This window comes from Nocardioides baekrokdamisoli, from assembly GCF_003945325.1.
Classification (GTDB): Bacteria; Actinomycetota; Actinomycetes; order Propionibacteriales; family Nocardioidaceae; genus Nocardioides; species Nocardioides baekrokdamisoli.
This window is the reverse complement of record NZ_AP019307.1, coordinates 2,009,136-2,028,962: the sequence shown is the minus strand read 5'-3', so window position 1 is coordinate 2,028,962 and position 19,827 is coordinate 2,009,136. Positions and strand designations below refer to the sequence as shown.

Sequence of the window (19,827 nt, the reverse complement as noted above, 5' to 3'; positions counted from 1 at the left end):
CTGTCGGCGGACCGCGTCAGAATGCTCCGGTGCCCCCTCCGGACCTCGCCGCGCTGATCCAGCGGCTCGCGGACGCGCGGCCGGATCGGTTGACGCACCTGGTCCAGCGCCCGGCTCGGGACGCCGTCTTCGCGCCGTGGCCGACGTGGGTGGCGCCGGATGTCCGATCGGCGTTCGAGGCGAGCGGCATCCAGATGCCGTACTCGCACCAGGTCGAGGCCGCCGAACTGGCGTGGTCGCGCAGTCACGTGGTGCTCTCGACCGGGACGGCCTCCGGGAAGTCGCTCGGATTCCACCTTCCAGCGTTGTCGGCGATCCGGGCCGCTCGCGGGCCGCGCCAACAGCGGGGAGCCTCGGTCCTTTATCTCGCTCCCACGAAGGCCCTGGCCCATGACCAGCGGGCCCGACTCCAGTCCCTGGACCTGGACGTCCGGATCTGTGCGTACGACGGCGACTGCACCGACGCGGAGCGCATCTGGGCACGCGACCACGGCGAGTACGTCCTCTCCAACCCGGACATGATCCATCGCTCGCTGCTGCCGCGACATCAACGGTGGTCGTCGTTCCTGGGGTCGCTGGAATACGTCGTCATCGATGAGTGCCATCACTACCGCGGGGTGTTCGGCTCGCATGTCGCGCAGGTGCTCCGACGGCTTCGTCGCGTGTGCGAACTCCACGGCTCCTCGCCCACCTTCGTCCTCGCCTCTGCCACGGTTGCCGAGCCCGAAACGACCGCTGCTGCGCTGATCGGGGAGCCGGTCACAGCCGTCACCGACGACGGCTCGCCGCGCGGGCCGCTGACCACAGCCCTGTGGCAACCGCCGTTGACCTCCTTCACGGGCGAGAACGGCGCCCCGCAACGCCGGTCCGCCGGTTCCGAGACCGCCGACCTGCTCGCAGATCTGGTCGCCTCCGATGTCCGGACGCTGGCCTTCGTACGCTCGCGAGCGGGGGTCGAGTCAGTTGCGAGGAGCGCCGCATCCCTCCTTGCCGATGTCGACCCCGAACTGCCGCAGCGGGTCGCCGCCTATCGCGGCGGGTACCTCCCCGAAGAGCGGCGCGACATCGAGCACGCGCTGCGCGACGGGAGCCTGCTCGGCCTGGCTGCGACGAACGCTCTGGAACTCGGCATCGACATCTCGGGACTCGACGCCGTGGTGGTCGCCGGATATCCGGGCCGCCGGGCCGCACTGTGGCAACAGTGGGGTCGCGCCGGCCGCGGGACGGATCCGGCACTGGCCATCATGGTCGCCCGCGACGATCCGCTGGACACCTATTTCGTCACCCATCCGGACGTGCTGCTCGATGCGGCGGTGGAGGCGACGGTCCTCGACCCGACGAACCCCTACGTCCTGGCTCCGCATCTGTGTGCCGCCGCCCAGGAGCAGCCGCTCACACTCGACGACGTCGACTTCTTCGGCGAGGCGCTGCCGGATCTGCTCGATCGACTCGTTGACGACGGCCGACTCCGGCGGCGTGGCTCCCGAGGCTGGTTCTGGACCAGCGACCGGCGAGCAGTCGACGAGATCGATCTGCGGTCCGCCGGCCAGGCGGTGCAACTGGTCGAGGAGGGGACTGGCCGCGTCGTCGGAACGATGGATGGCTCCACGGCCGACAGCCAGGCACACGAGGGCGCGGTCTACGTCCATCGAGGCCAGACCTACGTCGTCCGACGGCTGGATCTGGAGGAACACGTGGCTGTGGTCGGGGTCGAGGATCCCGGCTATTCGACGATGGCTCGATCCGTCACGGACTTCAGGTTGCTGAGCACGCTGCAATCCCGGCAATGGGGTGCCGCGACCGTGTCCTACGGCGAGCTCAAGGTGTCCAGCCAGGTCGTCTCGTACCTGAAGCGCAAGCAACCGAGCGGCGAGGTCTTCGCCGAGGAGCCTCTCGAGATGCCGGTGCGTACGCTCCGCACGGCCGGCACGTGGTGGGTGATCCCGGCTGAGCATCTGTCGACCATGGCGCCGTACGACCTGGGCGGCTCGGCGCACGCGGCGGAGCACTGCTCGATCGGGCTGCTGCCGCTGGTCGCAACCTGCGACCGCTGGGACATCGGCGGAGTCAGCACGGTGCGACACCCCGACACCGGCGAACTCACCGTCGTCGTCTACGACGGCCACCCCGGAGGCGCCGGACTCGCCGCACGCGGGTTCGAGGCGGCCCGCGAGTGGCTGACTGCCACGCGCGAAGCGATCATGGCTTGCACATGTGAGTCGGGCTGCCCCTCGTGCGTGCAGTCGCCGAAGTGCGGCAACCAGAACAACCCGCTCGACAAGAACGGCGCCGTCGAACTGCTGCGCATCCTCCTCGACGGGCCCGAGGCACTAATCTGACGTCATGATCGCCCTGGGATTCGTACTCGCCGTGGGCGGCGCGGCTGCGCTGCTCATCGGGTTGTTCTCCGACAGTGGCCGCTTCGTCGGCTGGCACATCGGAACCCACACCGCGTTGGTCATTGGGGCGGCTGCGGCCGTCGCGATCATCGCCGGCGTACGCCTGGTCCGCTGGGCGGCCGTGCGCGGTGTGAAGAACGCCATGGCGCAGCGGAAGTCCGAGAAGCAGGCGAAGCGGGCTCAAAAGGACTGACATCGGTTCACCTACCGGCACGAGCATGGGCTCGGAGGCGGACCAGGCCCCCGACCATCTCAGGCCCGGGGACCGAGACGACGACGGTGACGGCATCGGGCGTCGGCTGGCAGTCCTCGACCGTCGCTCCGTTGGCCGCAGCGATCCGACCAGCCGCGGCGCACGGATCAGACGCCGTCATGAGCGCACCGGCACCGGCGAGCGCGGCAAGGTCTGCAGCACTCTGCGCGCGCCGGTGAACGACGACAAGCCCGTTGACCGTCGCCACCGCGAGACCAGCGAACAGGACCACGGTCAGCGCGACCGCGACGAACATGGTTGCCGAGCCCCGATCGGTCAACATGCTGCGCATGGCTCCTGCTCGGTCGTGGCTTCGGCATGTTGGTGGGCGACCAAGACACCGAAGGTCGTCAGGGGTGCTGGCACATCGACCGTCGCGGCGACCCGCAGTGTCGTTCCCTCTCGACTCACCGTGATCGTGGTGCCCCGAGGTCCCGACTGCCGACCACGAGCAATGGCGACCGGCTCGGGCTCGCCGCGGGCCAACGCCCGGGCCGTCTCTCGGGCTGCGTCCACCAGCTGAACCTGAGTCGAGCCCAGGCTGATCAACCAGACCATCGCCCAGGTGATCACGACCAGCAGTGGCAGCGCGGTCACCAGTTCAGCTGTCGCGGCCCCGCGGTCGCGCGTCCTCACATCCCCAACATCTGAATCACGTGGTCGAACAACGTGCGCAGCATCTCCTCGCCGAAACTCCCGGTCAGCAGTTTGAACAGCAGCATCGCCAGACCGGCCCCGGCGGCTGTGCCGACCGCGTACTCCGCCGTGGTGATCCCGCGTTCGTCCTTGATGGCCATGTCGTTCCTCTCGTTCGTGGAGTTGCCAGCCTCGGCTGTCATCGGCGCCGGGGCCACGGGGAGCCGACAGGTTGGGGACCCTCCGCGGGTCCGGGACGCCTGTGGAGGAGAAGTGGCGGATCATCGCGACAGATCCGCCATCAGACTCGCCACCAGAGGCGCCACGCCCAGACACAGGAACGCGGGCAACAGACAGACTCCGAGGGGCACAGCCGCTCGGACACCGACCCGACGAGCGCGCTCCTGCGCTCGGGCCGCGTCTTCTGCCACTAGGTCCGTGGCAGCGTGCTCAAGAGCAAGAGCTGGGGCGGCCCCGCTGTCCTGCGCCTGCTCGATCGCGCGGGCGACCAACCGGGTCGGCCGGTCCACCTCGATGTCGACCGACGACAGCCCGTACCGCCACCGCTCGACCACCCGAACGAGATCAGCCGCGTGCATCGGATCGAGTACGCCTGCGGCCGTACCCACCGCGCGGGGCGCCGCGACACCCGCGCGGGTGGCCGCAGCGATCAGCGCCACCACAACCGGCGCAGCTCCGCCCCACGACGGATCCTGGACGCCGATCTCCTTCCGGCTGCGCCGGGCGATCACCACCGCCGCGACCATGCCTGTGACCAGTCCCCACGGGCCACCGATCAGGGCGAACAGCCCGACCGCGGCCCCCATCGGCCGGAAGGGGATCGACCACGGCCGGGCCGGATGCCGCGACAGCACAACCGGCGGCGGCACCAAGGCTGCCGCGCAGCCGAGGAGAAGCGCCACAGCGACGATCACCGGCGCACCCCCTCGATGATCGACTCGAGCCACCACAGGCCCGCCCAGATCAGGGCCAGTCCGGCGCCCAGCAGGCACACCCCCGGTGTTGTCAGCAGCAGGAAGCGCCAGGGATTCCCGCCCAACCCGGATCCCATGGCCAACACACCGATCGGCAGCAGCGCGACCAGCCAGGCAGTCGCGCGAGCGGATGCCAGTTCCGCGGCAACCGTCCGATCGACCCGCGCCTGCGCCGCCAGCCCGTCTGCGACGTGACGCATGGCGACTGCCAGACCGACTCCGGTCTGTTGGGCGTAGCTCCAGGCCAGCGCCACCCAGCGGAGGCTGTCGAGCCTGGTCTCAGCCGCGAGGGAGTGCCACGCGGCCGCGACATCCAGCCCGAATCTGTCCGCCTCCACCACGCGTCGCACTTCCGGCCAGCGGTCCGCGAGCCTGGTGAGGGCAAGGCGTGTCGGAGCGCCGGCGGCAAGGTCGGCAGCGAGTTGGTCGCAGTGGTCGCGGACCTGAGCCGCCTGCGCATCGGCCGCCGCTCGCCGGCGACGACGCTCGAGGAGTGCGTACGCTCCGATCGCGCTCGCGCCGAGGACGCAGGCCGCGCCGACGAGTGGGCCGGGCACGAACAGCGCCATCGGAAGCAAGGCGATGAGCCACCCCCGCGAGACCGGACCTGGCCCGCCCGGAAGCAACAGGGCAACCGCACTCCCGGCTGCAAGCGCCGCGGGAAGGACCGTCACCGCGGGTACGCGATTTCCATGAGGCGGTCATAGCCAGGACCGCGAATGATGGCGGGACCGAACCGAATGGCGCTGCGGGCCCTCACCAGGCCGTCGGGACGGGGCTCAAGGACGGCGATCTCCTCCAGCCGCCGCCGGCCACCGACTCGAGCGACATGAAGGATCACATCGATGCCCGAGGCGCACTGCGAATGTGTCGCCGCACGGTCAAGGCCGGCCCCCATCGCCAAAGCCTCCAACCGAGCCGGTACATCGCGGGCAGCGTTGGCGTGCACCGTGCACAGACCACCTTCGTGGCCGGTGTTGAGGGCGGTCAGCAGATCGACGACTTCGGGCCCACGGGCCTCGCCCACGACGAGCCGGTCCGGACGCATGCGGAGCGCCTGACGCACCAAGGTGCGTACGTCCACGGCTCCGGCACCTTCGACGTTGGGCAATCGGGCTTCCAGCGCCACCACATGCGGATGGTCGGGCCGCAACTCGCTGGAATCCTCGACGATCACGATCCGCTCATCGGAAGGCACCATGCCGAGCAGCGCAGCCAGAAGGGTCGTCTTCCCCGAGCCGGTGCCACCGCTGATCACCCCCGCAGCGCGGGCTGACACCAACGCCTCGAGCAGCTTCGCGCCCGCAGGAGTGACGGTCCCGGCGTCGACGAGGTCCGCGACTGAGAACGCCCGTGCGCTGGGAACGCGAAGGGAGATCAGCGTCCCCGGCCGACCCACCGGCGAGAGCACGGCATGGCACCTGGTCCCGTCAACGAGACGAACGTCGACGTACGGAACGCTGTCATCGAGTCGACGATGGGCCGAGGCCGCCAGCCGCTGCGCGAGGCGCCGAACCGATTGGTCATCGGCGAAGCGGACCTCGGTCAGTTCCAAACCCTCGCCGCGGTCCACGTAGACCTCAGCGGGTCCGTTCACCAACACGTCGGTCACGCCGGGCAGGTGCAGCAGGGACTCGAGAGGACCGGCGCCGATCACCTCACGACGGACGTGGTCGTGGACCGCGAGCACGGTCGCGTCACCGACCGGACGGCCCAGTGCCCGGAACGCCGACGCCACCCGAGCGACACTCACGTCGCCGGGTTCGCGGGCGAGCCAGTCGCGTACGCCGTCGACGAGCTCGACAGGAAGATCGAGCGTCATGCGGCGCCGCCCTGCAGCCATTCCAGGACGGTCTCGACACCACGACCGAGCGGGCCGCGGCGATGTCGGAGCGGTCCGAGACCCAGGGCGACTGCCTCGTCGATCCCGCGATGGTCGCGCATCCGGACCACGACCGGGACGCCCAGATCCTCGACGACTGGACTCTGCCGACCGCGCAGGACCGCTCGGACCCGGGCCCGATCCGGGAGCTGCGTGATCAGACGCCGGGCTGAACTCACACCGTCGGCGGTCGGCCGGACGACGACGAGGACGAGGTCGCACGTTGCGAGCGCCTCAGCGACCAGCGGATCCAGTGCTCGAGACAGATCCAGCACCACGAGCTCGTTGGCTTTTCGCGCCGAGGCGATCACCTCCCGGAGCAGTTCGGGAGACGGCATCCTTCCGATCCCGCTCCACGTCAGGAACGGCAACGAACCGACGTGCGGAAGTGCCTCGCGTACGGTCCGCCCACCCAGACGGCCCGTGGATCCGTGCATCTCCGACCAGCGGACACCCGAGACCTCGGCCGTGCCGAGCAGGGCATCCAGGCCTGGTCCGAGCGTGTCCGTGTCGACCAGCAGCACCCGACGCTCGCGCGCGGCGGACTGGGCCAGCGCGAGCGCGAAGGTCGTCGCGCCGGCACCTCCTGATCCGCCGATGACGCCGACGACCAGGGCGCGGGACACCCGCCCCTCCCCCGCATCGGCCAACCTCTCCGCCAACCGGGGCGCACTCGAAGGCAGGTCGAGCACCGCCTCCGCCCCGAGATCCAGCGACGGACGGAACACGGCATCGGCCGGCGGGCCCCAGCTCGCGACCAGCACGCCACCTCGGCGTACCCATCGTCTGTCCGCCACATCGGCCGCCACGTCGGCTCCCACCACGACCATGTGGGCCCGTCGCCACTCGGCCCCCGCCCCGGCCGGGTCCGTGGGAGCGAGTACGTCGACGCCCGCGGCGGAGGCCAACCGGACCACCTCATCGCGCAGCGTCGCATTGCGGGTGAGCACCAGGGCCGAGGTCATGGCGCCACCTTGTCCGGCCGGGCCGACGGGCCCTGAGATCCGACGCACACCCTGGGGACAACGGCCGCTCCGAACGCGCTTGTGGACACACAGTGGCCCCTACGATGGCCAGGTGACCCGCGCCGCCGCGTTCTTCGACCTCGACAAGACGGTCATCGCGAAGTCGAGCGCGCTTGCCTTCACCAAGCAGTTCCAGGCTGGGGGGCTGCTCAGCCGGACCACGCTGATCCGGACCGCGTACAGCCAGTTCGTCTATGTCATGGCGGGCGCGGACCACGAACAGATGCAGAAGATGCGCCAGTTCATGTCGCTCCTCGTCACGGGCTGGGACGTCGAGACCGTACGCACGATCGTCGCCGACACCCTCCACCACACCGTCGACCCACTGGTCTACGCCGAGGCCCTCGCCCTCATCCGTGAGCACCAGGAAGCCGGCCGCGAGGTCGTCATCGTCAGCGCCAGCGGATCCGAGGTCGTCGGCCCGATCGGCGAACTCCTCGGCGTCGACCACGTGATCGCCAGCCGACTCGAGGAGAAGGACGGCAAGTACACCGGCGAGATCGAGTTCTGGGCGTACGGCTCGACGAAAGCCGATGCGATGCGCGAACTCGCCGCCTCCCGCGGGTACGACCTGGGTGCGTCGTACGCCTACAGCGACTCGGGCACCGACGAGCCCATGCTCGCCGCCGTCGGGCATCCGTACGCGGTCAACCCGGACAAGGATCTGCGGCGGATCGCACTCGAACGCGACTGGCCCACCCTCGTCTTCACCCGACCGGTCCGGTTGCGGGACCACCTGCCGAGCAACCGCGCCCTGGCCGGGCTCGCGATCGGAGCCGGCGCCGCAACGGTCGCCTTGTGGTGGACCGGTCGCCGCAACCGCGATCGCGCCTGATCAGCGCGCACAAGAGCGGTGGCGCTCGGGTCTGGGACCTGGGCGCCACCGCCGTACACATGGACCGTTGGGATACCAAGCGTGGCACGTTCCAACTGCTGCCTCGGGTTGTGTCCCCGACCGGTCAGCACCCCAGCAAGACGGGTAGATCGCAGCGTGGGTTCCACGGCCCATGTGAAGTTCTTCATCTCCATCAAACGCCGCGATCGGTGAGTAAACAAGCCTTGATTTAGGCCAGTTTGAGGCGCATGGTGGACAGCATCTGCGTGCTTGGTCCAGCAGTCGTCAGGACCGGCGAAGGGGGGATGCCTCCGCCCCCGCCGCGTACGCCTCGGCGCCGTAGAGCAGCCAGGAGTGCAGGCCGCCCGGGCTTCCCGAGGCGAAGCCACGCAGGTTCGATTCGTACTCGCGACGCAGGAACGCGTGCCCGGCCTCTGGGACGGTGAGCGACTTCTCGTCGACCCCGCGGGCGACCAGCACCAACCTCTCCACGGCGCGGGCCACGATGCCGTTGTGCGACGCGAACGGTGACGCCGTCGCGAGCCCCGCGTGCACCATCGCCGCCACCACCAGCGCAGGTGCCGACGTCGGTGCCGTCAGCGCGTTGCCCACCTCGCGCAGGGTGGTGGCGGCCTCAGCGTTGCGCGGGCGTCCGAGTTCGTCATCGGCCACCGAGCCGAGGCCGGCCAGAGCGTGTACGCGGGCGAGCGCGCGCAGGGGCTGCGTACGCAGCACCGGGACCAGAGAGAGCAGTTCGGCGGACACGCGTACGGCCGCCTGCGCGATCGCGTCGCCGCCGCTCTCGCGTACCTCCTCCAGCGTCGAGACCGAACCCTCGAGCACCGCGGAGGCGTGCGCGCCCCGCAACAGGGACTCCGCAGTCAGCTCCGGAGAGGTCTTCCGCAGGCCGCGATCGCGCAGCATCGCGTCGATCCCGTCGCGGGTGGCCGCGTACGCAGACGCGACGCCCTCCAGCGACACCAACTCAGCCATCCGGTCCGTGCTCACGAGGATGCAGCCTACGGACGGCTAGCCTGAGACAAATGACCGATCCCAGCCTGTCCTTCGGCTCCGTCGCCGCGGCCTACGACCGTGGCCGTCCCGGCTACCCCACCGAAGCCGTCGAGTGGCTGCTCGGCACCACCCCGGTCAGCGTCCTCGAACTGGGAGCTGGCACCGGCAAACTCACCGAGACGATGGTCTCGCTCGGCCACGACGTCTTCGCCACGGACCCTGACGACCAGATGCTCGACATCCTGTCGGAGCGGCTGCCCGACGTACGCGCCACGGTCGGCACCGCCGAGCAGATCCCTGCTCCGGACAGCAGTGTCGACGTGGTCATCGTGGCCCAGGCGTTCCACTGGTTCGACCTGGACAAGGCCCTGCCGGAGATCGTCCGGGTGCTGCGGCCGGGCGGTCGACTGGCCCTGATCTGGAACCATTTCGACACCCGGATTCCTTGGGTCAAGCGCCTGCAGGCTGCCCTCGGCGACCCGCCCAGCACGGAGGGGGCGGCGGTCGCCGTCAAGGTGGTCGATGACTCCGGCCTCTTCAGCGCCATCGACGACACCACGTTCAAGCACTGGCAGACGATCAACCAGGAGTCGATCCTGGACCTCGCCAACTCACGCTCGGTGGTGTCCACGCTCCCCGACGACGAGCGCAACGCCCGGCTGGTCGCGGCGAAGCGGCTCTACGACGAGTACGACCGGGGCATGGACGGGATGCAACTGCCCTACATGACGAACTGCTACCGCACGATCGCGCTCGCGAAGAACTACATCAGTAGCTCGTCCCCGATCATGCATTCCCCTGCCGCCATCACCGACACCTCGACCGCGAGCAAGTTGCCGCCGATCGCGACCGGCGACGACTCGGGCATCATCCTGATCGACTTCAACTAGACGGCGCGTTTCCGGCGTCGCACCGTGCTCGACGGCCCGCAGGCCGCCTTGCGCGCGGGCTCCTTGGCACCGCGCGCGTCTGTGCGGATGGCGTGCGCGTCATCACCCTCAGTCGCTGCCGCTAGCGTGTGAGGCATGGCACACGAGACCATCTCCAACCTGCTCCACGAAGAGCGCCGCTTCGCTCCGCCGGCCGCTCTGGCTGCCGAGGCGAACGTCAAGGCGGAGGCGTACGCCCGCGCCGCGAGCGATCGCGAGGCCTTCTGGGCCGAGGCTGCCGACCGGCTGACCTGGACCAAGCGGTGGGACCGCGTACTCGACGACGACAACGCTCCGTTCTTCAAGTGGTTCGTCGGCGGCGAGCTCAACGCGGCGTACAACTGCGTCGACCGCCACGTCGAAGCCGGCAACGGCGACCGGGTCGCCATCCACTGGGTCGGCGAGCCCCTGGAGGACCGACGCGACATCACGTACGCGCAGCTCAAGGACGAGGTCTCCCGGGCTGCCAACGCGATCGAGGAGCTTGGCGTCGAACGTGGCGACCGGGTGGCGATCTACATGCCGATGATCCCCGAGGCCGTCGTGGCGATGCTTGCCTGCGCCCGACTCGGCGCGGTTCACACCGTCGTGTTCGGTGGGTTCTCCTCGGACGCGCTCGCAACCCGGATCGACGACTGCCAGGCAAAACTGGTGATCACCTCGGACGGCGGCTACCGGCGCGGCTCCGCCTCGGCCCTCAAGCCGGCCGTCGACGAGGCGCTCATCAAGCTCGACAATGCCAACCGCGGTCTCGTGGAGAACGTGCTGGTGGTCCGCCGGACCGGTCAGGACGTTGCCTGGAACGGGGACGTCGACATCTGGTGGCACGACGTGGTGGACCACGCCTCCGAGATCCACGTGCCGCAGCCGATGGACGCCGAGCAGCCGCTCTACGTGATGTACACCTCAGGCACGACCGGCAAGCCGAAGGGCATCCTGCACACCACCGGCGGTTACCTGGCGCAGGCCGCGTACACCCACTGGGCCCAGTTCGACCTCAAGGCCGACGACGTCTACTGGTGCACCGCCGACATCGGCTGGGTCACCGGGCACAGTTACATCGTGTACGGGCCGCTGGCCAACGGTGCGACACAGGTCCTCTACGAAGGCACGCCCGACTCCCCGGAGCGCGGCCGCTGGTGGAAGATCATCGAGGACCACAAGGTCACGAAGTTCTACACCGCGCCGACCGCGATCCGCTCGTTCATGAAGCAGGGGTCAGCGGTCCCGGACTCGTACGACCTGTCCTCGCTGCGGATCCTGGGTTCGGTGGGTGAGCCGATCAACCCCGAGGCGTACGTCTGGTACCGCGACACGATCGGCGGCGGGCGTACGCCGATCATCGACACGTGGTGGCAGACCGAGACCGGTGCGACGCTGATGACGCCACTACCCGGTGTCACCTCCGGCAAGCCGGGCTCGGCGATGCTGGCGGTCCCTGGCGTCGACGTCGACGTGGTGGATGAGGACGGCACGCCGGTCGGCAACGGCGAGGGCGGCTACCTCGTGGTCACATCTCCCTGGCCGTCGATGCTGCGTACGTTGTGGCGCGACGACGACCGCTACGTCGACACCTACTGGTCCAAGTACGCCGCGCAGGGGTACTACTTCGCCGGCGATGGCGCCAAGAAGGACGAGGACGGCGACATCTGGGTCCTCGGCCGCGTCGACGACGTCATGAACGTGTCCGGCCACCGACTCTCCACCACGGAGATCGAATCGGCTCTCGTGTCGCACCCGCGGGTGGCCGAGGCGGCAGTCGTCGGAGCCTCCGACCCGGACACCGGCCAGGCGGTCGTTGCGTACGTGATCCTTCGCGAGTCCCCGGAATCCGTGGAGGGCATTGAGAAGGAGCTGGCCAACCACGTCCGCACCGTGATCGGCCCGATCGCGAAGCCGCGCGACCTGATGATCGTCCCGGAACTGCCGAAGACCCGGTCCGGCAAGATCATGCGCCGACTGCTGCGCGATGTGGCGGAGGGTCGGCAGGTCGGCGACACCACCACGCTGATGGACGCCGACATCGTGTCGAAGATCGCAGCCGGGCAGGCCACCTCAACCGAGGACTGACCGGCCTCGCCTCACGTGCTGGTGATCGTCGGGTAGGTGTAGGTGTCGTTCAGCACCGCTGCGCTCGGCCCGTACAACCGCAGGGTGACCTCAAGGGCGCCTGAGGCCGGCGACGGCAGCCAGTTCGCCTCATGACCCGCGGGCGCGGTCGCGCCGAGGAAGAGGTCCAGCGACCCGTCGGCGTTGTAGTGCAGGGGACTGCGGTTGCCGAGCGCGTAACGATGCAGGCGGTTGGGGACCAGGTAGTAGTTGGCGTCGTACATGGTCAGCGACCAGAAGTACCGCGCTGGCGGGAGCGCGCCGGCGGCGAAGTGAATCCGATACGACCGGCTGCCGTCGAGCTTCTTTGAGAACTGGTCGGTCGTGCCGACGACATAGACCGCCTCAGCCGGGCGGTTCGCCGCGAGACCGAAGACCGCCACCAGAGCACGCCACGTGTAGTCAGTGCCGAAGGCACCCGTGTCGGCGGGCGGGACGAACCAGCCGTGGTGCGCCAGCACCGAGGGCACGCCGTAGGTCGTCCGACCGTCGGAGAGGCGAGCCCGACCCTCGTTCCCTGCGGCGGCGAGGCCGGCCTTGATCGCTGGCGACAGCTTCTCGGTCGACGGGTGCAACCCGGCGCCGATGCCGACCTTGCGCAGTTCGGCGAGCACCGCACCGTCAGCAGCCGGCGGCGGGCTCTGTCGGAGCACATCGCCGAGAATGTCGAAGAATCGGAGTCCGACAGGGCGCGGCACCGAGGCGTGCCGGGTGATCACGGTCCGCGGCGCGGCGGGCCGCCACGCGGTCCCCTGACGCAACCAGCCGGAGAGTGGGATCAACCGGAATCCGTCCTGGATCCGGTGCACGGTCGGCAGGTCCGCCGCACCGTTGACCAGGGTCCGACCGGCGATCCAGATCCGGTCGTACGGAGCCCGGATCAGCGTGGCGCCGCGTGGCACCGCGCCACGCCAGCGCGGGCCGGCGATCAGGTACGTACCGGCGCCGGTGCCCGTCACCCGCGTTCCGACGTAGGCGAAGACATTCGTGCACGGGTCGAGGAACTGGAGCACGTAGTAGCGGTTCCTGGCCACCGCCGGCACGCGCAGGACGAGTGGCTGGGCGCTCAGGGAGAGGTGGGCCATCGTGTAGAGCGTGTCGGTGTTCGGCTGGACGAAAACCTGATGGTTCGGGTCGGCGGTCGCCAGATTGCGCGCTGAGCCGAACTGGTTCAGCGGAGCGTCCGAGAGGTCGTTGGGGACAGTCACGCTGGTCTGCTGCTGCCGCTGGTGCAGGAATTCCATGGGCGCGATGCCATAGGTGTACGCATCGATGCCGATCTGCTCGGCCGCCTGCACACACACGCTGTACAAGCCCGGGTCAGACGATGTCACGCCGGCGCAGTGGTCGGTGATGAAGGTGGTCAGGGTGCGCAGAGCCTGGGCCAGCGGCGCACCGGCAGGGGTCGGCGGCAGGACGGGGAGGGGCGCGGCCGTGGCCGGCGCCTGGGCGAGCCCGAGTCCGATGAACGCCGCCATCGCCACACTGACGGACCACTGCGTACGGCTGAAACGCTTCATGAAGAAATGTATACCGTAAGTCGCGTAACTTAGTTGTATTTAGGATGCCGACGAAGACGACGCTGCCCGTCGCGGGACGGGATGTCAGGTGCCGCGCGGCCGGATAGGGTACCGACCATGGCCACTGAGACCACCACGCCCACCGCCGCTGAGCCGACGATCGGCCAGCTCGTCGCCAGCGCGAGCCGGGACATCTCGACGCTCGTCTCCAAGGAGATCGAACTCGCCAAGAGCGAGCTCAAGGTCAGCGCGATCAAGGGTGGCCTCGGTGCGGCGCTCCTGATCGTGGCGGGATTCATCCTGCTGCTGTCGCTGATCATCCTGTCGATCACGATCGCGTTCTTCATCAACTGGGAGGGCCACGGGCTCTCGTTGATGTGGTCGTTCCTGATCGTCTTCGGTGGCTACGTGGTCATCGCGGGACTGCTCGGTTTCATCGGCGTGAAGAAGCTGATGAAGGTACGCGGGCCCCAGAAGGCGATTGCACAGGCCCAGCAGATCCCGGGCGCCCTGAAGCGAGGCTGACGGCGGTCGCCTACGACGCGCAGTCGCCAGTCGACACGGTGGGCCACGGCTGACCGTCGGGCTGCGAGCCGGCGTACTTGAGATACCCGTCGACCTGGCTCGCCGTGAGTGCGTACCCGGTGGAGGCGTCGGTCACGGACGCAGCGAAGACAACCCCGACGACGTGCCCGTTGGTGTCCACGACGGGGCCGCCCGAGTTCCCCGGACGGATCAGCCCGCGCAATGAGAACGTGTCACGCAGGACCGTGCCCTGGCCGTAGATGTTCTGCGACCGGAGCCGCTGTTCGGCACGGATTCGCGCCGCCTGGACATTGAAGGGCCCGTCCTCGGGGTAGCCAAGGATGGCGACCTTCTGATCGGGCACCGCACTCGTGGTGAAGTGCAGCGGAGCCCCGGCGGTGCCGTAGAAGTGCAGGATGGCGATGTCGACGTCGGGGTTGTAGTAGACGACCTGAGCGTCCACCGACGTCCCGTTGATCAGGACCGTCGGCTGACCCACACCCGCGACCACGTGGGCGTTCGTCATCAACGCACCGGGCGCGATCAGGAAGCCGGTGCCCTCGACGCCACGGCCGCACGAGTTGGCGCCGCGCAGCTTGTAGACACTGGCCCCGGCTCGCCGGATCTCCGGGTCCGCCAGGATCGCTGGATCGACCGGCCCCGTGGAGACGATCCGCTCCGGAGCGTACGGATCCAGGTACTGCGGGAAGTTGGACGACGCCATCAGATCGTTGAACCTGCGCAACAGGCCGGTGGCACCGCCGGGCATCAGGTTGTTGACCTCACCGAGGAGCGCGGAGGTGCGTACCTCTCGGGAGAACGAACCGAGTTGGAGCGATCCCTGGATTCCGACGCCGAGGGCCCATGCCACCACCAGGGCGGCCGCGGCGCTGAGCGCGGACCCGCCGATGTGATCGAGGAGGCGTACGGGCTGCCAGAGAAGCCGATCGCGCAGTTGGACGCCGACGAACTGGAACAGCGCCATCCCGATCGACGCGGACGCGATCACGATGAACAAGGCGCCGAGCGAGGTGCCGACCGAGCCGCCGTGGCCCATCACCGTCGGCGCGACCACGATGCCCAGCCAGCCCCCGAGCAGGAGTCCGACGACACCGAAGGCGCCCGCAATCAGGCCTTGCCAGTAGCCGGCGAGGGCGTACATCACCACGATCAGGGCGAGGATCCAGTCGAGGGTGTTCATCGGCCTTCTCCGTTCAGCATGTAGTCCGGCAATTCGACGAACGGCGCCTCGTCGACGTCGTTCAACCAGCCCATGTAGGCGAAGTAGCGATAGATCACGCCTCCGGTGAAACCCCAGAGGATGACGTCGTGGTCCTCGCCGATCAGGAACCCGGGCATGACGAAGCCCGGTGCACGCGGGCTGTGGACCCGGATGCGCCACTCCGGATCGCACAGGTCCTTGATCGTCGCCTTGTGGATCGCGTGCACCTCGTCGGCGCTCTTCACCAATACGGAAGTCGGTTCAGCCAACCAACCGATGACGGGGGTGACCGAGAAATTGGACGGCGGCACCCACAACGTCGGCAGTGCCCCGAGGACGTCGACGCCCGAGGGCTCAAGCCCGATCTCCTCGTACGCCTCGCGCAATGCAGCCTCGACTGGGGTCTCGTTCTTGTCCAGCTTCCCGCCGGGGAAGGAGACCTGACCTGGATGCGAGCGCATCGTGTGCGACCGCTCCGTGAGGAGCACGTACGGGCCGCCCTCATCCTCCGCGAACAGCATCAGCACCGCGGACTGGCGCGGGTTGGAGTCCGGCGGCGGCGCCCAGGCCGTGAGATCCGTGACGGCGACACCCTCGAAGGAGTCGACGACCGGCTTGAGCCACTGGGGGCGTTCGGCTCTCATGCCGCCTCACCCCGTCGTCTGGCGACAGATCGTCGCCTGACCGCGTACGCGGCGCCGCCGGCCGCCACCGCAATGCCCACGGCTGCGATGGTCAGGTCGTCGGAGGTGTGGTTGCCCGAGGAAGGTCGCGGACCGAACTGGCGGGTGACCATCGCAAGGATCTCAGCCTCGGTCTTCTTCGGGCCGGTCTCCTTGGTGAGGGTTCCGTCGGCGGCCAGGAAGTACCAGGTCGGGTAACCGAGGTAGTTGAGGGACGTGCCACCGAGGTCATCGCCCGGGTCGGCGACGAGCGGGTAGGTGACTCCCGCCGCGATCGCCTCGTTCAGCGCCGCCCCCGGAACGGTGTCGGATCCGTCGATGCCGAGCATCGGGTACTGCGCTCCGTGGTGCTTGTAGAAGGCCGCGACCGCGGGCGCCTCCTCAAGGCATGGTCCGCAGGCCGACTGGAAGATGTTGATGATGAGCGGCCCCTTGAGCGTCGAGAGGTCCACACTCCTGCCACCGCCGAGGCACTTCAGCGTGAGGTGCGGCAGCCCGCCGCTCTTGGTCTGTGCCGCTGGGCAGGACTGGATGCCGCTCCCAGCCTTCTTGGCGACCATGGCTGGCGTCGCGACATTGATGCTCGAGGCCGACACATCATCGGTATTCGACGGGCCCGCGGAGGGGGACGAGCCGCACGCCGACAGGGCGCAGACCGCGATGGCCAGGACCAGACCGTGCCTCACTAGTTGGGGCCCTCCGTACGCAGCAGCTTCGCCGCCGTCTCGTGATCGGTCGGCCCCTCGCCGTACGACGGACAGATCGACGCGAGCGGGCAAGCCCCACACGCCGGCTTCTTGGCGTGGCAGCAGCGCCGGCCGTGCCAGATCACATGGTGGGAGAGCATCGTCCAGTCGTTCTTCGGGAAGACCTCCGCGATCGCGAACTCGACCTTGACCGGGTCCGTCTCCTCGGTCCACCCGAAGCGACGCACGAGCCGACCGAAATGGGTGTCGACGGTGATCCCGGGGACGTCGAAGGCGTTGCCGAGGACCACGTTCGCGGTCTTGCGCCCCACCCCCGGGAGCTTCACCAGATCCTCCAGGCGCCCGGGCACCTCACCGTTGTGATCTGCGACCAGCGCTGCGCTGAGTTTGAGCAGGGACTCGGTCTTGGCGCGGAAGAAGCCCAGCGGGCCCACGATCGACTCGAGCGTCTCGCGCTCCGCGGCCGCCATGGAGCGCGCATCCGGGTACGCGGCGAAGAGGGTCGGCCGGACCGTGTTGACCCGCTTGTCCGTGGTCTGGGCCGACAGCACCGTGACCACGAGAAGTTCGAACGCATTGTCGAAGTCGAGCTCGCAATGTGCGTCCGGGTAGGTCTCGGCGAGCACACGATTCATCCGGCGGGCACGTCGAGTCAGGGCCAGCGGAGTCTCGAGCACCCTGCAAGGCTAGCCGGACGCTCCCACACGGATCTCATGCGAGTACGGGACCTGGGCCAAGACAGAGTCCCCCACGAAACCCGGGATGCTTCAATCCCGACACTCCCCTCGATCAGTCGTTTCCCCACGATGAGGGGTCAATTGGAGCGCATTCGAGGGCCTTTTCCAGCGCCGGACTGGCAAGGGTGGCGGACTCGGGAACATTGCGACGTTGCCATTCGCGCCAAGAAGGTCCGATGGGTGTGGGGAGCGCGAATCCCGCGGCCGTCACGTCATCCAACGGATAGACTGTCGCGCCATCGTCGCTTGACCCGAATATGGCCCATCCTGTCGTGCCGCCGAGTTGGGCAGACTTCGGGTTGCTGAACCAGTACGTCATTACGAAGACATAAAACCTGGTCATACCAAACGACTGGATGCTCGACGGCATCGGATATTGAGCCGCCGACCGAAAGGTCATGTGGTCATTCTCAACGCGACCCGTAAGGAAATGCGTCCTAGCAGTAGACAAGATGTTGGCTACCGCAGACGCCGGTACCTCCGAGCACGCCGTCTGCGCAGACGAACCGCCTCCGGGCGAGCCGCCGCATCCTGCAAGGAGGGCCGCGCACATAACGCTGCTAGCCAGAACGACCCAGAGACGGGGGATCATCGTGTTCCACTTCCTTGACGATTGGCTCGGGAGGCCGACCGGCTCTGGAGCCACTTGGGCGATCTGACCCAACACGAACTGGCCGGGAGTGTTGCCCGTCGTCGTCGCACTCCACACCAGCACCCTCAGGCTCCAGAAGGGCACGGGCGCTCTCGGCGGTACACAGCTGCCACGGTACCGACCCATGACCAGCAACCCGGCATCCCGCGCCCGAACGCCCGGATCGTCGTTCTCCACGTGGAAAAAGGTCCACGGTTCAGGAATTGGAATCTCCCCGCTAGCGGTTGTGACCTACGACACCACTAAGATTCGACACATTGCTCGTCCGGTGGACGAGTCAGACTGGGGAGGTCGCAGAAGTGGACAACGACGTACTGCGTCAGGCCGCACTGTTCGGCGCGCTCGACGACGACGCCGCGTCGGCGTTGGCGGAGTCGCTGAGCGAGGTCAAGATCCGGCGCGGAGACGTGCTGTTCCACGAAGGGGACTCCGGCGACGAGCTCTTCATCGTCCTCGACGGCAAGGTCAAGCTCGGCCGCACCTCGGTGGACGGCCGCGAGAACCTGCTCGCGATCCTCGGCCCCGGCCAGATGTTCGGTGAGCTGTCGCTGTTCGACCCGGGCCCGCGCTCGGCCACGGTCACCGCGATCACCGACTGCACGTTCGCGTCGCTCTCGCACGACGAACTCCTGAAGTGGCTCGAGGCTCGTCCGGTCGTCGCCAGCGGGCTCCTGGCTCAGCTCGCTGGCCGCCTGCGCAAAGCCAACGACGTCGTCTCCGACCTCGTGTTTGCCGACGTGCCCGGCCGCGTGGCCAAGGCGCTCCTCGACCTGGCTGACCGCTTCGGACGTACCGCCGACGACGGCGTCCACGTGCACCACGACCTCACCCAGGAGGAGCTCGCCCAACTCGTCGGCGCCTCCCGGGAGACCGTCAACAAGGCGCTCGCCGACTTCGCGTCGCGAGGGTGGGTACGCCTCGAGCCCCGCAGCGTCGTCATCCTGGACATCGAAAGGCTCGCGCGCCGCGCTCGCTGATCGACCCGTACGCAGACCCGCCGAGACTCCGGTTTCGGCGGGTCTAGTGTTTTCCCATGACTCAGTGGGAATACCAGGTCGCGCCCGTCCTCAACCACGCGGCGACACAGATCCTCAACAACTTCGGTCAGGACGGCTGGGAACTCGTCACCCTGTCCGACAACGGGTCGGGCAACTATGTGGCCTTCTTCAAGCGGCCGATCGCATGACCCCCACCGCGGCTCTGGCGGAGCTGGGCCTGACCCTTCCCCCGGTCGTCCCGCCGGTGGCGGCGTACGTCCCGGCGACCCGGACCGGGAACCTCGTCTACACCGCCGGCCAGCTGCCGATGCGTGACGGCGTCCTGCTGGCGACCGGCAAGGTCGGCGCGGAGGTCACCCCTGAAGCCGCCTACGACGCCGCACAGCAGTGCGCCCTCAACGCGCTGGCGGCCGCCGCCTCGATCGCCGGTGGTCTCGACCAGATCCAGCGGATCATCAAGGTCGTCGGCTTCGTGGCTTCGACCCCGGACTTCACCGGACAGCCCGGCGTCGTCAACGGCGCCTCCGAGCTGCTGGGCAAGGTGTTCGGCGACGCCGGCATCCACGCCCGTTCGGCGGTTGGGGTGGCGGTACTGCCGCTGGATGCCGCTGTCGAGGTCGAACTGATCGTTCAGGTCGACTGACCCATGTGGACCGGCGGGCGTTTCGGGCCGCGGGCGGAGTGCGTACTCGCTCCGAACGCGAAC

At 68.6% G+C, this 19,827-nt stretch carries 23 protein-coding genes; 9 read left to right on the top strand and 14 right to left on the bottom strand.

Annotated features, from left to right (window positions below; genetic code table 11):
- Positions 1 to 29: 29 nt before the first annotated feature.
- Together KCTC_RS09890 and KCTC_RS09885 are read left to right on the top strand one after the other, a co-directional pair.
- On the top strand, positions 30 to 2,339 hold the full coding sequence (locus tag KCTC_RS09890) for a DEAD/DEAH box helicase (RefSeq protein WP_125569065.1): 2,310 nt from the start codon (positions 30 to 32) through the stop codon (positions 2,337 to 2,339).
- A 4-nt stretch (positions 2,340 to 2,343) separates the two neighbouring features.
- Positions 2,344 to 2,592, top strand: a complete 249-nt coding sequence (locus KCTC_RS09885) for a hypothetical protein (protein WP_125569063.1) — start codon at positions 2,344 to 2,346, stop codon at positions 2,590 to 2,592.
- Between the two features lie 7 nt (positions 2,593 to 2,599).
- Here KCTC_RS09885 and KCTC_RS09880 read toward each other — a convergent pair whose 3' ends face one another.
- The 7 genes from KCTC_RS09880 to ssd form a co-directional block, all read right to left on the bottom strand.
- Positions 2,600 to 2,935, bottom strand: coding sequence for an Rv3654c family TadE-like protein (locus KCTC_RS09880; RefSeq protein WP_164512566.1), 336 nt, complete (start codon positions 2,933 to 2,935; stop codon positions 2,600 to 2,602).
- Positions 2,929 to 3,288 carry a TadE family protein gene (locus tag KCTC_RS09875; protein WP_125569059.1) on the bottom strand — a complete coding sequence of 120 codons (360 nt, stop codon included), beginning with the start codon at positions 3,286 to 3,288 and terminating at the stop codon, positions 2,929 to 2,931. The genes KCTC_RS09880 and KCTC_RS09875 overlap by 7 nt, the downstream gene beginning before the upstream one ends.
- On the bottom strand, positions 3,285 to 3,449 hold the full coding sequence (locus KCTC_RS09870) for a DUF4244 domain-containing protein (protein ID WP_164512565.1): 165 nt from the start codon (positions 3,447 to 3,449) through the stop codon (positions 3,285 to 3,287). Before KCTC_RS09870 ends, KCTC_RS09875 begins: the two co-directional genes overlap by 4 nt.
- 120 nt (positions 3,450 to 3,569) lie before the next feature.
- Positions 3,570 to 4,223 (bottom strand): type II secretion system F family protein, encoded by a 654-nt coding sequence (locus KCTC_RS09865; protein WP_125569057.1) that lies wholly within the window; start codon positions 4,221 to 4,223, stop codon positions 3,570 to 3,572.
- Positions 4,220 to 4,957, bottom strand: coding sequence for a type II secretion system F family protein (locus KCTC_RS09860; RefSeq protein ID WP_125569055.1), 738 nt, complete (start codon positions 4,955 to 4,957; stop codon positions 4,220 to 4,222). The genes KCTC_RS09865 and KCTC_RS09860 overlap by 4 nt, the downstream gene beginning before the upstream one ends.
- On the bottom strand, positions 4,954 to 6,105 hold the full coding sequence (locus KCTC_RS09855) for a TadA family conjugal transfer-associated ATPase (RefSeq protein WP_125569053.1): 1,152 nt from the start codon (positions 6,103 to 6,105) through the stop codon (positions 4,954 to 4,956). The genes KCTC_RS09860 and KCTC_RS09855 overlap by 4 nt, the downstream gene beginning before the upstream one ends.
- Positions 6,102 to 7,130: a septum site-determining protein Ssd gene (gene ssd, locus KCTC_RS09850; protein WP_125569051.1), complete on the bottom strand. Its 1,029-nt coding sequence runs from the start codon at positions 7,128 to 7,130 to the stop codon at positions 6,102 to 6,104. Before ssd ends, KCTC_RS09855 begins: the two co-directional genes overlap by 4 nt.
- Positions 7,131 to 7,242: 112 nt before the next feature.
- On the opposite strand from ssd, the gene KCTC_RS09845 reads away from it, so the two are divergent.
- Entirely contained in the window at positions 7,243 to 8,025 is a 783-nt protein-coding gene (locus KCTC_RS09845; protein ID WP_231998675.1) for an HAD family hydrolase, read from the top strand.
- Between the two features lie 285 nt (positions 8,026 to 8,310).
- On the opposite strand, the gene KCTC_RS09840 is transcribed toward KCTC_RS09845, so the two are convergent.
- The gene (locus tag KCTC_RS09840; RefSeq protein ID WP_125569047.1) at positions 8,311 to 9,033 is read right to left on the bottom strand and encodes a Fic family protein; all 723 of its coding nucleotides are present in this window, start codon (positions 9,031 to 9,033) and stop codon (positions 8,311 to 8,313) included.
- 35 nt (positions 9,034 to 9,068) lie between these two features.
- Here KCTC_RS09840 and KCTC_RS09835 point away from each other — a divergent pair, with 35 nt between their 5' ends.
- Positions 9,069 to 9,929 carry a class I SAM-dependent methyltransferase gene (locus tag KCTC_RS09835; protein WP_125569044.1) on the top strand — a complete coding sequence of 287 codons (861 nt, stop codon included), beginning with the start codon at positions 9,069 to 9,071 and terminating at the stop codon, positions 9,927 to 9,929.
- 135 nt (positions 9,930 to 10,064) lie between these two features.
- Positions 10,065 to 12,038: an acetate--CoA ligase gene (gene acs, locus KCTC_RS09830; RefSeq protein ID WP_125569042.1), complete on the top strand. Its 1,974-nt coding sequence runs from the start codon at positions 10,065 to 10,067 to the stop codon at positions 12,036 to 12,038.
- 11 nt (positions 12,039 to 12,049) lie between these two features.
- Here the strand turns inward: acs and KCTC_RS09825 are convergent, their stop codons facing one another.
- A complete protein-coding gene (locus KCTC_RS09825; RefSeq protein WP_125569040.1) occupies positions 12,050 to 13,597 on the bottom strand; it encodes a DUF1254 domain-containing protein in 1,548 nt (515 codons plus the stop codon).
- Between the two features lie 117 nt (positions 13,598 to 13,714).
- Here KCTC_RS09825 and KCTC_RS09820 point away from each other — a divergent pair, with 117 nt between their 5' ends.
- The gene (locus KCTC_RS09820) at positions 13,715 to 14,122 is read left to right on the top strand and encodes a phage holin family protein (protein ID WP_125569038.1); all 408 of its coding nucleotides are present in this window, start codon (positions 13,715 to 13,717) and stop codon (positions 14,120 to 14,122) included.
- 10 nt (positions 14,123 to 14,132) lie between these two features.
- Here KCTC_RS09820 and KCTC_RS09815 read toward each other — a convergent pair whose 3' ends face one another.
- From KCTC_RS09815 to KCTC_RS09795, 5 genes are all read right to left on the bottom strand, one after another.
- Positions 14,133 to 15,323, bottom strand: coding sequence for a MarP family serine protease (locus KCTC_RS09815; protein WP_125569036.1), 1,191 nt, complete (start codon positions 15,321 to 15,323; stop codon positions 14,133 to 14,135).
- Positions 15,320 to 15,988, bottom strand: a complete 669-nt coding sequence (locus KCTC_RS09810) for an NUDIX hydrolase (protein WP_125569034.1) — start codon at positions 15,986 to 15,988, stop codon at positions 15,320 to 15,322. Before KCTC_RS09810 ends, KCTC_RS09815 begins: the two co-directional genes overlap by 4 nt.
- Positions 15,985 to 16,713, bottom strand: a complete 729-nt coding sequence (locus tag KCTC_RS09805; RefSeq protein ID WP_125569032.1) for a TlpA disulfide reductase family protein — start codon at positions 16,711 to 16,713, stop codon at positions 15,985 to 15,987. The genes KCTC_RS09810 and KCTC_RS09805 overlap by 4 nt, the downstream gene beginning before the upstream one ends.
- Positions 16,713 to 17,369 carry an endonuclease III gene (nth, locus tag KCTC_RS09800; RefSeq protein ID WP_125570110.1) on the bottom strand — a complete coding sequence of 219 codons (657 nt, stop codon included), beginning with the start codon at positions 17,367 to 17,369 and terminating at the stop codon, positions 16,713 to 16,715. Before nth ends, KCTC_RS09805 begins: the two co-directional genes overlap by 1 nt.
- A 154-nt stretch (positions 17,370 to 17,523) precedes the next feature.
- The gene (locus KCTC_RS09795) at positions 17,524 to 17,871 is read right to left on the bottom strand and encodes a hypothetical protein (protein WP_125569030.1); all 348 of its coding nucleotides are present in this window, start codon (positions 17,869 to 17,871) and stop codon (positions 17,524 to 17,526) included.
- Between the two features lie 551 nt (positions 17,872 to 18,422).
- Between KCTC_RS09795 and KCTC_RS09790 the strand changes: the two genes are divergently transcribed.
- The 3 genes from KCTC_RS09790 to KCTC_RS09780 are packed head-to-tail and all read left to right on the top strand — an operon-like array spanning position 18,423 to position 19,764.
- Positions 18,423 to 19,100, top strand: coding sequence for a Crp/Fnr family transcriptional regulator (locus KCTC_RS09790; RefSeq protein WP_125569028.1), 678 nt, complete (start codon positions 18,423 to 18,425; stop codon positions 19,098 to 19,100).
- A 56-nt stretch (positions 19,101 to 19,156) separates the two neighbouring features.
- Positions 19,157 to 19,309, top strand: a complete 153-nt coding sequence (locus KCTC_RS09785) for a DUF4177 domain-containing protein (RefSeq protein WP_125569026.1) — start codon at positions 19,157 to 19,159, stop codon at positions 19,307 to 19,309.
- Positions 19,306 to 19,764: a RidA family protein gene (locus KCTC_RS09780; RefSeq protein WP_125569024.1), complete on the top strand. Its 459-nt coding sequence runs from the start codon at positions 19,306 to 19,308 to the stop codon at positions 19,762 to 19,764. The genes KCTC_RS09785 and KCTC_RS09780 overlap by 4 nt, the downstream gene beginning before the upstream one ends.
- Positions 19,765 to 19,827: the final 63 nt, after the last annotated feature.